The following is a 12,872-nucleotide window of genomic DNA, read 5'->3' as shown; positions in this document are numbered from 1 at the left end:
AGTCGCTCCGCTCAGACCAGAAGGATCGTGATGAGGGTGAGGATCACCGAGCCCACCATCGCCGCGATGCCGAGGCGTTCGGCGGTGGCAACCTCGAGCCCGCGGCCCGTGTCCCAGTAGAGATGCCTGAGGCCGGCAAGCGCGTGATACCACAGCGCCAGCACCGACAGGGTCATCACGATGTCGATGATCCAGCTCGTCAGCACGCCGTCCGCCCTGTCGAACGCTTCGGGACCGGCAGAGGCGGCGAGCAGCCACCACACGATGAGAAGCGCCGCCACCAGCATCGCAAGGCCGGTGATGCGCGTCAGGATCGAGCTCACCGACGTGATCTGGAGGCGGTAGTAGGGCCCGAGCATGAAGGGCGAAAGCGGGCGTTTGCCCCGGTTCACGTCTGGCATGGATGTCTCCCACTGGACGGCGATGCGGGATGCGTCACACGGCGCGGCCCGGATCATGTTTCTCCCCGTCCTAGCCGATTTGTCGCCCAAGTCACTCCCCCGAAGAGCAGATCAGACGTTATATCGCAGGCGCCGGGGCAAATTTGTCGACGATGTGATCACACGCTGTGAGCGCGTGATCACAAGTTTGGTCAGAAGGGTCTACTGGTCGGACAGCTTCATGCCCGGTGTGTAGGTTCCGCCCGGAACCTCCTTGGTCACCGCCTGGGCGCAGCGCATGACGCCGTTCGCCGTATCGAACGCGTAGGACGGGTCACCGTGAAGCTCCCACCCTTGGTTCAGCGCCGCGGTGACCTTGTGACAGAAGTCCGACGTGTCGTCGCCGGTCAGGTAGCGATAGAGCTTCATCCGTAGGTCCCCAGGAATGGATTATGGCCGAGCCAGACATGGATCGCGGCGATCAGGGCGTAAAGCACCACGGTTCCGGCGACGTTCATCAGATCGCGCCGGACCGGCCCTTTCGGCGGCCGCGCCCACGGACCCGATGCATTCAACGCCACGATTTCGGCGACGGCCCAGAGACCGATTCCGCCGAACAGCACGAGCGAGGCGGCATCGCCGTTCACCAGTAGATGCGCGACCGACCAGAGAATGACTGCGGTCAGCATCGGGTGCCGCATGTAATGCGCGACGCGGCCCTTCATGTGACCGGCGCCGAGCAGGAAGATCGCGACGAGCATCAGCAGGTTGTTCAGGTGCCCCATGCCGGGAAGCGGCGCATAGACCGGCGTGAACGCCGCGCGCTGGTAGCCGATCACCATCAGCACGATTCCGGCGACGATTCCGGCCGCGATGAGCCCCTTTGCCGGTCCGGACGGTTCCGGCCTGCTGCGCCGCACGAACCGGACATAGAAATGCGGCAGGATCCAAAGCAGGACACCGAGAACGAGAAGGAACATGGCGAGGCTCTCCGAGGCCGGAACGCGTGGCTGTGCAAGTCCCGGAGCGAGCCGCGAGTGTGGCTGACCCGGATTTCGGAAACCGTAACGTGGCCGGGCGGCAGGGGCCAGTCCGGTCCGCGTCGATCACGAGGGGCGCCCGTAAGGGGAAGACGCTTCCGGGGCGCCGGGGAGGGCGGAACTCCCGGACCGGTTCGGGAAAGATCCTGCGCCTCCCGGCCCGTGTGATCCCCCGTCTCCGGGCATCCCCCGGAGATGATGTCGCTCGCTCCCATGCCTCGGTGTCGCAGGCTCTCGGCTATTCGATGGAATGTCGACGGAAAAAGAACCGGCCCCCGGCGGACTCCGCCGCAGCACCGTCACGATACCGATTGACCTCAGGCGGTGATCAGCTGCCGCGCGGCGGCAACCCACGTTGCAAAGCCGTCCCGGAGCACGTTCCGGGCCACCCGTGACCGGAGTCGATCGCCCTGCCCGAGGCATGATTCGTAAACGCCCCATCTCGCCTTTGATTTCTCCGGCAAGTTTCGCGGTCCAAAGCGAAGATCACGCGCCGTCACGAGCATCCGGCGTTCGCCCCGTAGGCCGCAGGGACGACCTGCTCCGCTTTACGCGCGGACCACACGATCTAACCACGGCTTCGCGCCCGTCGGCTACCCCGCGATGGCCCTCCCTCTAGACGCTTTACGATTGAATCTCCGCCACGCGCTCCAACAACCGCTGAGCGGCCCTGGCGTGGAGCGCCTCGACGATCCTGCCATCGAGCACGGCCACGCCGCGTCCGTTACGTTCGGCCTCCGCAAACGCATCGATCTGCCGCCGGGCGAGGTCTATTTCCGCCGCCGAGGGCACGAAAATCTCGTTCGCCGCTGCAATCTGTGAGGGGTGGATCAGCGATTTGCCGTCCATCCCGAGCGCCAGACCCTGCGCGCATTCCGCACGAAAGCCATCTTCGTCCTTGATGGCATTGTAGACGCCGTCGATACAGGCGACCCCCGCGGCCCTCGCCGCCAGAACGCAGCTCTGGAGCGCCATCTGCAGCTCTGCACGGCCCGGCCCGGGACGGCAGCCAAGCTCCGCCGCGAGATCGTTCGTCCCGATGACCAGCCCCCTAACCCGCGGTTCCGCCGCGATCTCGGCGGCACGAAGAACGCCGGAAGGCGTCTCCGCCATCGCCCAGATCTCCGGCCCGTCCCCGAGGGCCCGCGCATACCCCTCGACCGCCTCTGCCCCGGATATCTTGGGCAGCAGGACCGCATCGGCATCCGTTGCCGCGGCGAGATCGTCCCGGCCCCACTCCGTGTCCAACGCGTTGACACGGAGTATCGTCATCCTGCGGCCGAAACCGCCCTCGGCAAGAGCTGCCGCCGCCATGCCCCGTGCCGCCGCCTTTTCGGCAGGAGCGACCGCGTCCTCCAGATCCAGGATCAGAGCATCCGCCGGCAAGTCCCGCGCCTTTGCCAGCGCCCGCGCATTCGACGCGGGAACATAGAGCAGTGATCTCAATGGACGCGTTGATGACATGATTCGCCTTTCTGGATCGTTACCATCGGGGGAAATCCTGCCCTTTTGCCGCTCCGAACCTCAAGCCTGCGAAAAGCCGTGGACGCTGACGAAAAAATGCTCTGACATTTACCCTTCGACAACCTCTTGCGGCGATGCTGTTCGTGCCAACCCTCCGACAGCCCGGTTTTCGCATGGAAGGACACATCATGGCCCTCGCGCTTCGCATCACTGTCCTTGCGACCCTGCTCACCGGTCTGACCGCCGATGCGAGCCTTGCTCAAGTCTTTCGCCACTGCGCGGCGCGCGACACCGTGGTCGGACGGCTGGCAGAAAAGTACGGGGAATCGCGGCAGACGATCGGCCTCGGAACCGGAAACCAGGTGGTCGAACTCTACGCGTCCGCCGAAACGGGGACATGGACGATCACGGTTACCAAGCCCTCCGGCGAGACCTGCCTCATGGCGACGGGTCAGGCCTATGAGCCCGTCGCCGAAAAGCTCCGCGTCGTTGAGGAAAGCGATGCCTGAATTGTCCGCTCGTCCCGACTGGCTCTTCCGTCCTCTCGCCCGCGCGCTTGCGAAAACGGTCCCGAAGGCTTACGCAGCCCCGCGACATATCCACTTTCGGGAACCCATTCCATGTCCAGACCCAAGATCGCGCTCATCGGCTCCGGGCAGATCGGCGGAACCCTCGCCCATCTTGCCGCCATGAAGGAACTCGGCGACGTCGTTCTGTTCGACATCGCCGAGGGTGTTCCCGAGGGCAAGGCGCTGGATATCGCCGAGAGCGGCCCCGCCGAGGGCTTCGACGCTCACCTGTCGGGCACCCAGGACTACGCCGACATCGCCGGTGCAGACGTCTGCATCGTGACCGCCGGTGTGCCGCGCAAGCCCGGCATGAGCCGCGACGACCTGCTGGGCATCAACCTCAAGGTGATGAAGTCCGTCGGCGAGGGCATCAAGGCCCACGCGCCGGACGCTTTCGTGATCTGCATCACCAACCCCCTCGACGCGATGGTCTGGGCCCTCCGCGAGTTCTCCGGCCTGCCGCACGAGAAGGTCGTCGGCATGGCGGGCGTGCTGGATTCGGCCCGCTTCCGTCACTTCCTGAGCCTCGAGTTCAATGTCTCCATGAAGGACGTCAGCGCGTTCGTGCTCGGTGGCCACGGCGACACGATGGTTCCGCTGACCCGGTACTCCACCGTCGCCGGCATCCCCCTGCCGGACCTCGTGAAGATGGGCTGGACCACTCAGGAAAAGCTCGACGCGATCGTTCAGCGCACCCGCGACGGCGGCGCCGAGATCGTCGGCCTGCTGAAGACTGGCTCTGCCTTCTACGCCCCGGCGACCTCCGCGATCGAGATGGCCGAAGCCTACCTCAAAGATCAGCGCCGGGTCCTGCCCTGCGCCGCCTACGTGGACGGCGCGCTCGGCCTGAAGGGCCTCTACGTCGGCGTGCCGACCGTGATCGGCGCCAATGGCGTCGAGCGGATCGTCAACATCGAGATGACGAAGAGCGAGCAGGCGATGTTCGACAAGTCGGTCGAGTCGGTGAAAGGCCTCGTGGACGCCTGCAAGGGCATCGACGAAACTCTCGCCTGATCGGAGGTGGAGAGCGAGGTGGATCGCGGTTTCGTCTTCGGTGCATTCGGCGAGCCTTATGGCCTGCTCGCCGCTCAGGCTGCCCGGACGGTACGCGCGATTCACCCCGACATCCCGATCGATCTTTTTGCGGACGCCGCCCCCGACGGGGCGGACGTCTTCGACAAGGTCCACATTCTTCAGGACGCTCACTTCCGGCCGAAATTCGAGGCCCTGATCCGGTCGCGATTCGAGCGAACGCTTTATCTCGACAGCGATATCGCGATGGTCGCGCCGGTGAATGACGTGTTCGACCTGCTCGGACGGTTCGACGTCGCGGCGGCGCATGTCCAGGTGCGCATGCCGGAGGATGATCTGCAGACGACGCGGCCGATCCCGGCGGCCTATCCGCAGATCAATACCGGAGTCTTCGGAATTCGCAGATCCGAAGCCACGCGCGCATTCCTCGAGTCTTGTGTCCGCACCCTCATCGAGACCGAGGCGAAGCAGGATCAGCCGATCGTTCGGCGGGCTCTCTACGAGGGGGACCTGCGGCTTGCTGTCCTGCCGTGGCAGTACAATCTGAAGAACCTGCGCCTTCTGGTCTCCATGCACCGCCAGAGCCTGGCTCCACGGATCATTCATTCCTCCTACTTCCATCGCCGCATCGGGGATCACCGGGTTCCGACCCTCGAAGAGGTGATCGGCCCGAGGGCGATGGCACATATCGAGGCCATGATCGCCTGCGATCCAACCCTCGGCGGCGACCGGCGGGAGGTTCCTCCCATGTACGAAAGTCTGCCGGGGTTCGCCTTTCTCAAGAAACTCACGAACAGGCGACGCAAGCGGCAGGGCATTGAATTTCCGAAGCGCTTGCCGCCCGGACTTTGGTAAGGAACGGTCCCCATGAGTGACGCCATCGCCCCGGCGGAAACAGGCTTCGTCTTCGGCGTTTCGGGCGCTGAATACGCGCAGCTGGCCGCCCGCGCGGCGCAAACCTTGCGCGCCGTCGCGCCCGACGCGAATATCGACATCTACACCGATGCCGAGGTGCCGGACGGGATCTTCGACCAGGTCCACAAGCTGGAAATGAGCTGGTTCCGTCCGAAGTTCGAAGCGTTGCGGCGCGCCCGGTTCGAGCGCGTCGTCTACCTCGACGCGGACATGTATTTCCTCGCCGATATCTCGGACATCTTCGAGGTGCTGGAAGAGTTCGACTTCGCCGCATGCCACAACCAGCGACGCAATTCGGACTGGTCGAACACGCTTTGGCGCCGGCCCATCCCCGCGGCGTTCCCGCAGATCAACGGCGGCCTGATGGGCATGCGCAAGAGCCCGGGGACCCTGGCGCTGATCGAAGAAACCGAGCGCGCGCTGCAGGACGAGAAGCTCGACAAGGATCAACCCGTCCTGCGGGAGCTTCTGTTCCTGTCCAAGCTGCGATTGGCGATTCTGCCGCCCGAATACAACTTCGTCGAGTTCCGCATGGCGGAAGCGATGAATGAAAACCATGCCGCGCCGCGTGTTCTGCACCATTGGCGTCTGCGCTGGCACATCACCCATGGGACCCAGCAGATCCACAACATACCGGGCTACATGGGACCGGGCCTTTACGAGCACATCAAGCGGCTCGTCGCGAATGACCGCAACCTCGGCGCGTCGAAGGTGGTCAAGGTAAAGCCCTATGCCGATACCGGCGTTCTGGGCGGACTGCGCTTCTCACTCGAGCGATCCCGCAGGAAGCGGTGGAAACGCAAGGGCTCCTCGGACTAGCCGAACCGCGCGAAACGCTCCTCGTTTTCGGCTCCGAGCGCGGCGTCGAACGCGGCCGCCGATAGCTCGACGCGGCTCCGCAGCCCGATATGGTCGAGCGCGGCGGCTGGGTCGATCGGCGGTGCAGCGATCCGTCCCTCCCCTGCAAGCGCACTCCCCTGCTCGGATGTCAGTTCGAACAGGCTGGCGTGGAAGGCGAGGACCTCGCCCAGGGTCCGGCAACTGTCTCGGACGCGGCGGACCTGCCGCTGGCGCTCCTTGTGCAGCAGAAGCGAGATCGTTTCGTCCGGTGCCTCGGCATAGCGCAGGGTCTTGGCGGCCCAGTGCATCGGAGTCAGCCCGTCGAAATGAAGAATCGCGGCCTGGCTTGCCGTGCGAAAGGGCGGCACGATCGAAGGGCCGCCCTCGACGGGCGCCTTCGGGGAGTGGACGTTGAGACGATAGCCCCGCCCGGTTCGGGACAAGCCCTTGCCGACGGGATAGCCTGCGAACCCGGCCTGGAGGTAGGGTAGCATCGGACCGTAGATCTCCCGCATCCGGGCTGCCGGAACGCTCCGGCACGGCTTCCGGAAGCGCCCTGAAAACATCGAACCGGCCTCGTCCGCCTCACCCCAGCATCGCTCCCAGTTCCGCAGCTTGAGCCAGCCGTGGTCCGGGCCGAGTTCGGCCAGCTCCTCGGACAAAGGCCGCCCCAGCCACAGGAACTCGTCGGCATCGATATGCAGAAGCCAGTCGACCTTGGTGCGGTTGTAGGCCCACGTCGCATTGGCGAGTTGCCGGACGGATTGCAAAGGTGGACGTTGCCGCTTCCGCCGCCCTTCCCAATACTCCGCGTCACAGCGAATGACGTGGCAGCGATCGATGCGCCTGAGTGCGTCGAAGACGGGGTCGTCCGGATCGTCGAGGAAGATCCTGACCTCTTCGGCGCCGAGGGAGATGTGCCATGCGACGAAGGCCAGGACGAGAGCCGAAGGCTCCCGCACGGTCGCAACCACGCCCCAGCGCGGCTCGGTCACGTGCCCGTCGCCAAGTGAGTCGCAGGCTCGCGCAGGTTCTCGCCGGAAGATCCGGGGGCACTTGGAAGCGTTGTGATCACACCCTGAAATCGTGTGATCACGTATGTCGCTTTTTTCATCTTTTTACCTGACGCCTGCGCTCTTCGCGTTAGACTTGCGACAAGCGGCGTGCAAATGCACGTCTGAATCGCAGCAAGACGGGATGGTCTCGTGAATATCCATGAATATCAGGCGAAGGCTCTGCTTCGCGACTATGGCGCACCGGTCAGCGACGGACGCGTCGTCCTCAAGGCCGAAGAGGCCAAGACCGCGGCTGGCGAACTCGACGGCCCCCTCTGGGTCGTGAAGGCCCAGATCCACGCCGGCGGCCGCGGGAAGGGCCACTTCAACGAAGCCGATGCTGGCGAGAAGGGCGGCGTCCGCCTCGCGAAGTCGGTCGAGGAAGCTGCCGACGAAGCGAAGAAGATGCTGGGCCGCACGCTGGTGACGCATCAGACGGGTGACGCCGGCAAGCAGGTGAACCGGATCTACATCGAGGACGGTTCCGAGATCGAGACCGAGCTCTACCTCGCGCTCCTGGTCGACCGCGCCACTTCCCGCATCTCCTTCGTCTGCTCCACCGAGGGCGGCATGGACATCGAGGAAGTCGCCGCGAACACGCCCGAGAAAATCCTCTCCTTCAGCGTCGATCCGGCCGCGGGCTACCAGCCCTATCACGGTCGCCGCATCGCCTTCGCGCTCGGCCTCAGCGGTCAGCAGACGAAGCAGTGCGTCAAGCTGATGGGCACGCTCTACAAGCTCTTCGTGGACAAGGACATGGAGATGCTGGAGATCAACCCGCTCATCGTGACCGACAAGGGCGACCTGAAGTGCCTCGACGCCAAGATGGGCTTCGACGGCAACGCGCTCTATCGCCACGCGGACATCGCTGCCCTGCGCGACGAGACCGAGGAGGACAGCAAGGAGCTGCAGGCCTCCAAGTACGACCTCAACTATATCGCTCTCGACGGTGAGATCGGCTGCATGGTGAACGGCGCCGGCCTCGCGATGGCGACGATGGACATCATCAAGCTCAAGGGTGCGGAACCCGCCAACTTCCTCGACGTGGGCGGCGGCGCGACCAAGGAGAAGGTGACCGAAGCGTTCAAGATCATCACCTCCGACGAGAACGTCAAAGGCATCCTGGTGAACATCTTCGGCGGCATCATGCGCTGCGACGTGATCGCCGAGGGCGTGATCGCCGCGGTTCAGGAAGTCGGTCTCAAGGTTCCGCTCGTCGTCCGCCTCGAAGGCACGAACGTCGAGAAGGGCGAGGCCATCATCAACAATTCCGGCCTCGACGTCATCGCCGCGAACGATCTGTCGGACGCTGCCGAGAAGGTCGTGAAGGCCGTGAAGGGCTGATTGCCGGGCCGGAGCCCCGAAGGCTTCGGCATGGCGGGACAGTCCCCGGCGACATGGAATTGTGCGGGCCGCGCGCGGCCTGCTGGTAATCGAAGAGGCGGCCTTTCGCGCCGCCACCACGAAGGAGGCCCCGATGGCCATTCTCGTTGACGAAAACACCAAGGTGATCTGCCAGGGCCTCACCGGCTCGCAGGGCACCTTCCACACCGAACAGGCAATCGCCTACGGCACCAAGATGGTCGGCGGCGTCACGCCCGGCAAAGGCGGACAGGAGCATCTGGACCTTCCGGTCTTCGATTCCTGCCACGAGGCCGTCGAGCGCACCGGGGCCAACGCCTCCGTGATCTACGTTCCGCCGCCGTTCGCGGCCGACTCGATCCTCGAGGCGATCGATGCCGAAATCCCGCTCATCTGCTGCATCACCGAGGGCATCCCGGTGCTCGACATGATGAAGGTGAAGCGCGCGCTGGAAGGATCCAGCAGCACGCTGATCGGGCCAAACTGCCCCGGTGTCATCACCCCCGGCGCCTGCAAGATCGGCATCATGCCCGGTCACATCCACAAGCGCGGCAAGGTCGGCGTCGTGTCCCGCTCCGGCACGCTGACCTATGAGGCGGTGCTTCAGACCACCAATGTCGGCCTCGGCCAGTCCACCTGCGTCGGCATCGGCGGCGACCCCATCAAGGGCACCGAGCACATCGACGTGCTCGAGTGGTTCCTCGCCGATGAGGAGACCGAGGCGATCATCATGATCGGCGAGATCGGCGGCTCCGCCGAGGAAGAAGCCGCCCAGTTCCTCGCGGACGAGAAGAAGAACGGCCGCTGGAAGCCCACCGCCGGTTTCATCGCCGGCCGCACGGCGCCTCCGGGTCGCCGCATGGGCCATGCCGGTGCGATCGTCGCCGGCGGCAAGGGCGGCGCCGAGGACAAGATCGAGGCCATGCAGAAAGCGGGCATCGTCGTTGCCGACAGCCCCGCGGGCCTCGGCGAAGCCGTCCTGAAGGCCATCGGCTGAGATCGGTGACGGGCGGCCCCGCATACCTAGGCTCGGGCGTGGCTTCGGCCACGCCCCGCCCTCTGCCGGTCCCGGCAGCGATCTGTCGCCGTCCCTCTTGTCCAACGCAGATCCCGGGTGGCCTCAGGCTGCCCGGATCCCCATATTTCATCCAGACACACCTGACCGCTCGCTCCGCCAGGATCCATGCGCGCCACCCCATCGTCGCGAGACGTTTCTCAGCCCCAGGAGCTGACCCCAGATGACCGAGCAGACCTCAAACGACGTCTTCCACGCCTCCTCCTTCATGGAGGGGCAGAACGCGGAATATCTCGAACAGCTCTATGCCCGCTTCGCCGACGATCCCGCATCGGTGGACGAGGCCTGGGCCACGTTCTTCCGCTCGCTCGGGGACATGGACACAGACGTGAAATCCGAGGCGGACGGCCCCTCCTGGGCCCGCGCCGACTGGCCGCCGCAACCGAATGACGACCTGACCGCCGCCCTGACGGGCGAATGGGGCGAGGCGCTCGCCCCCGAGATCGCCGGTGCCGGGCAGAAGATCCGCGACAAGGCCGCCGAGAAGAACATCGCCGTGACCGAGGAGGCCGTGAAGCGCGCCGTCCTCGATTCGATCCGCGCGCTGATGATCATCCGCGCCTACCGGATCCGCGGTCACCTCGTGGCCGATCTCGATCCGCTCGGCATGCGCAGCCAGACGCCGCATCCCGAGCTCGATCCCAAGTCCTACGGTTTCCGCGACGAGGACATGGACCGGCCGATCTTCATCGACAAGGTCCTCGGCCTCGAGGTCGCGACCATGCGCGAGATCCTCGAGATCGTCCGCCGCACCTATTGCGGCACCTTCGCGCTTCAGTACATGCACATCTCCGCCCCCGCGGAAGCCGCCTGGCTCAAGGAGCGGATCGAGGGCTTCGACAAGGAAATCAAGTTCACGCGGGAGGGCCGCCGGGCGATCCTCAACAAGCTGGTGGAGGCCGAGGGCTTCGAGAAGTTCCTGCACGTCAAGTACATGGGGACCAAGCGCTTCGGCCTCGACGGCGGCGAAGCCCTGATCCCGGCGCTGGAGCAGATCATCAAGCGCGGCGGTGCGCTCGGGGCCAAGGAGATCGTCTTCGGCATGCCCCACCGCGGTCGCCTCAGCGTACTCGCCACGGTGATGCAGAAGCCCTACCGTGCGATCTTCAACGAGTTCCAGGGCGGCAGCTTCAAGCCCGATGACGTCGAGGGCTCGGGAGACGTGAAGTACCATCTCGGCGCCTCGTCGGACCGGGAGTTCAACGGCAACAGCGTGCATATCTCGCTGACCGCCAACCCCTCGCACTTGGAAGCGGTGAACCCCGTCGTCCTCGGCAAGGCGCGGGCCAAGCAGGCCCAGCTCGGCAGCGACCGCGACACGGTGATCCCGGTCCTGCTGCACGGCGATGCGGCCTTTGCCGGTCAGGGCGTCGTGGCGGAGTGCTTCGGCCTCTCGGGCCTGACCGGTCACCGCACCGGCGGCACGATCCATGTCGTGGTGAACAACCAGATCGGCTTCACCACCGCGCCGCACTTCTCCCGCTCGTCCCCCTACCCGACGGACATCGCGCTGATGGTCGAGGCGCCGATCTTCCACGTGAACGGAGACGACCCCGAGGCCGTGGTTCACGCGGCGAAGGTCGCGACGGAGTTCCGGCAGAAGTTCAATAAGGACGTCGTGATCGACATCTTCTGCTACCGGCGGTTCGGGCACAACGAGGGCGACGAGCCCATGTTCACCAACCCGCTCATGTACAAGTCGATCAAGGGTCACAAGACGACCCTGTCGCTCTACACCGAGCGGCTGGTGAAGGACGGCCTCATTCCTGAGGGCGAGATCGAGGACATGAAGGCCTCCTTCCAGTCCTACCTGAACGGTGAGTTCGAAGCCGGCCGGGAGTTCCGCCCCAACAAGGCGGACTGGCTGGACGGACGCTGGTCCCACCTCGACGCGCAGGGCGAGAAGTACCAGCGCGGCAAGACGGCGATCAAGCCGGAGACGTTGGAGGCGATCGGCAAGGCCCTGACCACGCCGCCGAAGGATCTGACGATGCACCGGACCGTGCAGCGCCTGCTCGACGCGAAGTCGCAGATGTTCGAGACGGGCGAGGGGTTCGACTGGGCCACGGCCGAGGCGCTCGCGTTCGGCTCGCTCCTCACCGAGGGCTACCCGGTGCGGCTGTCGGGACAGGATTCGACCCGCGGCACGTTCAGCCAGCGGCACTCCGCCCTCGTCGATCAGGAGAGCGAGGAGCGCTATTACCCGCTCAACAACATCCGCGAGGGGCAGCAGCGCTTCGAGGTGATCGACTCGATGCTGTCCGAATACGCGGTGCTCGGCTTCGAATACGGCTACTCGCTCGCCGAGCCGAACGCGCTGGTGCTCTGGGAAGCCCAGTTCGGGGACTTCGCCAACGGCGCCCAGATCATGTTCGACCAGTTCATCTCCTCGGGCGAGAGCAAGTGGCTGCGGATGTCCGGCCTCGTCATGCTCCTGCCGCACGGCTACGAGGGCCAGGGGCCGGAGCACTCCTCCGCACGCCTCGAGCGCTTCCTGCAAATGTGCGGTCAGGACAACTGGATCGTCGCCAACTGCTCGACCCCGGCGAACTACTTCCACATCATGCGCCGGCAGCTTCACCGCTCCTACCGCAAGCCGCTCGTGCTGATGACGCCGAAGTCGCTGCTGCGCCACAAGCTCGCGGTCAACAAGGCAGAGCACTTCACCACCGGTTCTTCCTTCCACCGCGTCCTCTGGGACGATGCGGACACCAACAAGCGCGGCCTGTCCGACACGCAGCTCGCCCCGGACGAGAAGATCCGCCGCGTCGTGCTGTGCTCCGGCAAGGTGTACTACGACCTGCTCGAGGAACGGGATTCCCGCGGCATCGAGGACGTCTACCTGATGCGCGTCGAGCAATTCTATCCCTTCCCGGCCTTCAGCCTCGTGAAGGAGCTGGAGCGCTTCAAGCAGGCCGAGATCGTCTGGTGCCAGGAGGAGCCGAAGAACCAGGGCGCCTGGACCTTCATCGAGCCGAATCTCGAATGGGTGCTCGGCCGCGTGAAGGCCGATTCCCGGCGCCCGCGTTACGTCGGCCGGTCCACGGCGGCCTCCCCCGCCACCGGCCTCGCCAGCCAGCACAAGGCACAGCAAGCCGCCCTCGTCGACGAGGCGCTGACCATCGAAGGAACTAAATGAC

At 65.3% G+C, this 12,872-nt stretch carries 12 protein-coding genes; 7 read left to right on the top strand and 5 right to left on the bottom strand.

Annotated features, from left to right (window positions below):
- Positions 1–11: 11 nt before the first annotated feature.
- The 4 genes from sdhC to RM543_RS03500 all read right to left on the bottom strand — a co-directional run bounded on the left by sdhC (position 12) and on the right by RM543_RS03500 (position 2,866).
- A complete protein-coding gene (sdhC, locus tag RM543_RS03515; protein ID WP_311689511.1) occupies positions 12–401 on the bottom strand; it encodes a succinate dehydrogenase, cytochrome b556 subunit in 390 nt (129 codons plus the stop codon).
- A gap of 201 nt (positions 402–602) precedes the next feature.
- Positions 603–809, bottom strand: a complete 207-nt coding sequence (locus RM543_RS03510; RefSeq protein ID WP_116085928.1) for a DUF1737 domain-containing protein — start codon at positions 807–809, stop codon at positions 603–605.
- Positions 806–1,360, bottom strand: a complete 555-nt coding sequence (locus RM543_RS03505; RefSeq protein ID WP_311689510.1) for an NnrU family protein — start codon at positions 1,358–1,360, stop codon at positions 806–808. The genes RM543_RS03510 and RM543_RS03505 overlap by 4 nt, the downstream gene beginning before the upstream one ends.
- Before the next feature lie 684 nt (positions 1,361–2,044).
- Positions 2,045–2,866: an HpcH/HpaI aldolase/citrate lyase family protein gene (locus tag RM543_RS03500; protein ID WP_311689509.1), complete on the bottom strand. Its 822-nt coding sequence runs from the start codon at positions 2,864–2,866 to the stop codon at positions 2,045–2,047.
- A gap of 206 nt (positions 2,867–3,072) precedes the next feature.
- Between RM543_RS03500 and RM543_RS03495 the strand changes: the two genes are divergently transcribed.
- From RM543_RS03495 to RM543_RS03480, 4 genes are all read left to right on the top strand, one after another.
- Positions 3,073–3,393: a hypothetical protein gene (locus RM543_RS03495; protein ID WP_311689508.1), complete on the top strand. Its 321-nt coding sequence runs from the start codon at positions 3,073–3,075 to the stop codon at positions 3,391–3,393.
- 111 nt (positions 3,394–3,504) lie between these two features.
- A complete protein-coding gene (mdh, locus tag RM543_RS03490) occupies positions 3,505–4,467 on the top strand; it encodes a malate dehydrogenase (protein WP_311689507.1) in 963 nt (320 codons plus the stop codon).
- Between the two features lie 18 nt (positions 4,468–4,485).
- Positions 4,486–5,340 carry a hypothetical protein gene (locus RM543_RS03485; RefSeq protein WP_311689506.1) on the top strand — a complete coding sequence of 285 codons (855 nt, stop codon included), beginning with the start codon at positions 4,486–4,488 and terminating at the stop codon, positions 5,338–5,340.
- 12 nt (positions 5,341–5,352) lie between these two features.
- Positions 5,353–6,219: a putative nucleotide-diphospho-sugar transferase gene (locus RM543_RS03480; protein ID WP_311689505.1), complete on the top strand. Its 867-nt coding sequence runs from the start codon at positions 5,353–5,355 to the stop codon at positions 6,217–6,219.
- Here RM543_RS03480 and RM543_RS03475 read toward each other — a convergent pair.
- Complete coding sequence (locus tag RM543_RS03475) at positions 6,216–7,235, bottom strand: glycosyltransferase family 2 protein (protein WP_311689504.1); 1,020 nt, start codon at positions 7,233–7,235, stop codon at positions 6,216–6,218. The two genes, RM543_RS03480 and RM543_RS03475, sit on opposite strands and share 4 nt — an antisense overlap.
- 210 nt (positions 7,236–7,445) lie before the next feature.
- On the opposite strand from RM543_RS03475, the gene sucC reads away from it, so the two are divergent.
- The 3 genes from sucC to RM543_RS03460 all read left to right on the top strand — a co-directional run bounded on the left by sucC (position 7,446) and on the right by RM543_RS03460 (position 12,871).
- Positions 7,446–8,639: an ADP-forming succinate--CoA ligase subunit beta gene (gene sucC, locus RM543_RS03470; protein ID WP_349254809.1), complete on the top strand. Its 1,194-nt coding sequence runs from the start codon at positions 7,446–7,448 to the stop codon at positions 8,637–8,639.
- A 133-nt stretch (positions 8,640–8,772) separates the two neighbouring features.
- Positions 8,773–9,654 carry a succinate--CoA ligase subunit alpha gene (sucD, locus tag RM543_RS03465; protein WP_311689503.1) on the top strand — a complete coding sequence of 294 codons (882 nt, stop codon included), beginning with the start codon at positions 8,773–8,775 and terminating at the stop codon, positions 9,652–9,654.
- A gap of 241 nt (positions 9,655–9,895) precedes the next feature.
- Positions 9,896–12,871, top strand: a complete 2,976-nt coding sequence (locus RM543_RS03460; protein WP_311689502.1) for a 2-oxoglutarate dehydrogenase E1 component — start codon at positions 9,896–9,898, stop codon at positions 12,869–12,871.
- Position 12,872 lies beyond the last annotated feature (1 nt).

This window comes from Tropicimonas omnivorans (genome assembly GCF_031846565.1).
Classification (GTDB): domain Bacteria; phylum Pseudomonadota; class Alphaproteobacteria; order Rhodobacterales; family Rhodobacteraceae; genus Tropicimonas_B; species Tropicimonas_B omnivorans.
The sequence above is the reverse complement of the archived record's forward strand: the minus strand, read 5'-3'. Positions and strand labels throughout refer to the sequence as shown.

Bases quoted from the DNA above. Each gene is read 5' to 3' on its own strand.
- sdhC (WP_311689511.1), bottom strand. From the start codon at position 401: ATGCCAGACGTGAACCGGGGCAAACGCCCGCTTTCGCCCTTCATGCTC.
- mdh (WP_311689507.1), top strand. From the start codon at position 3,505: ATGTCCAGACCCAAGATCGCGCTCATCGGCTCCGGGCAGATCGGCGGA.
- RM543_RS03505 (WP_311689510.1), bottom strand. From the start codon at position 1,360: ATGTTCCTTCTCGTTCTCGGTGTCCTGCTTTGGATCCTGCCGCATTTC.
- RM543_RS03460 (WP_311689502.1), top strand. From the start codon at position 9,896: ATGACCGAGCAGACCTCAAACGACGTCTTCCACGCCTCCTCCTTCATG.
- RM543_RS03510 (WP_116085928.1), bottom strand. From the start codon at position 809: ATGAAGCTCTATCGCTACCTGACCGGCGACGACACGTCGGACTTCTGT.
- RM543_RS03495 (WP_311689508.1), top strand. From the start codon at position 3,073: ATGGCCCTCGCGCTTCGCATCACTGTCCTTGCGACCCTGCTCACCGGT.
- RM543_RS03480 (WP_311689505.1), top strand. From the start codon at position 5,353: ATGAGTGACGCCATCGCCCCGGCGGAAACAGGCTTCGTCTTCGGCGTT.
- sucD (WP_311689503.1), top strand. From the start codon at position 8,773: ATGGCCATTCTCGTTGACGAAAACACCAAGGTGATCTGCCAGGGCCTC.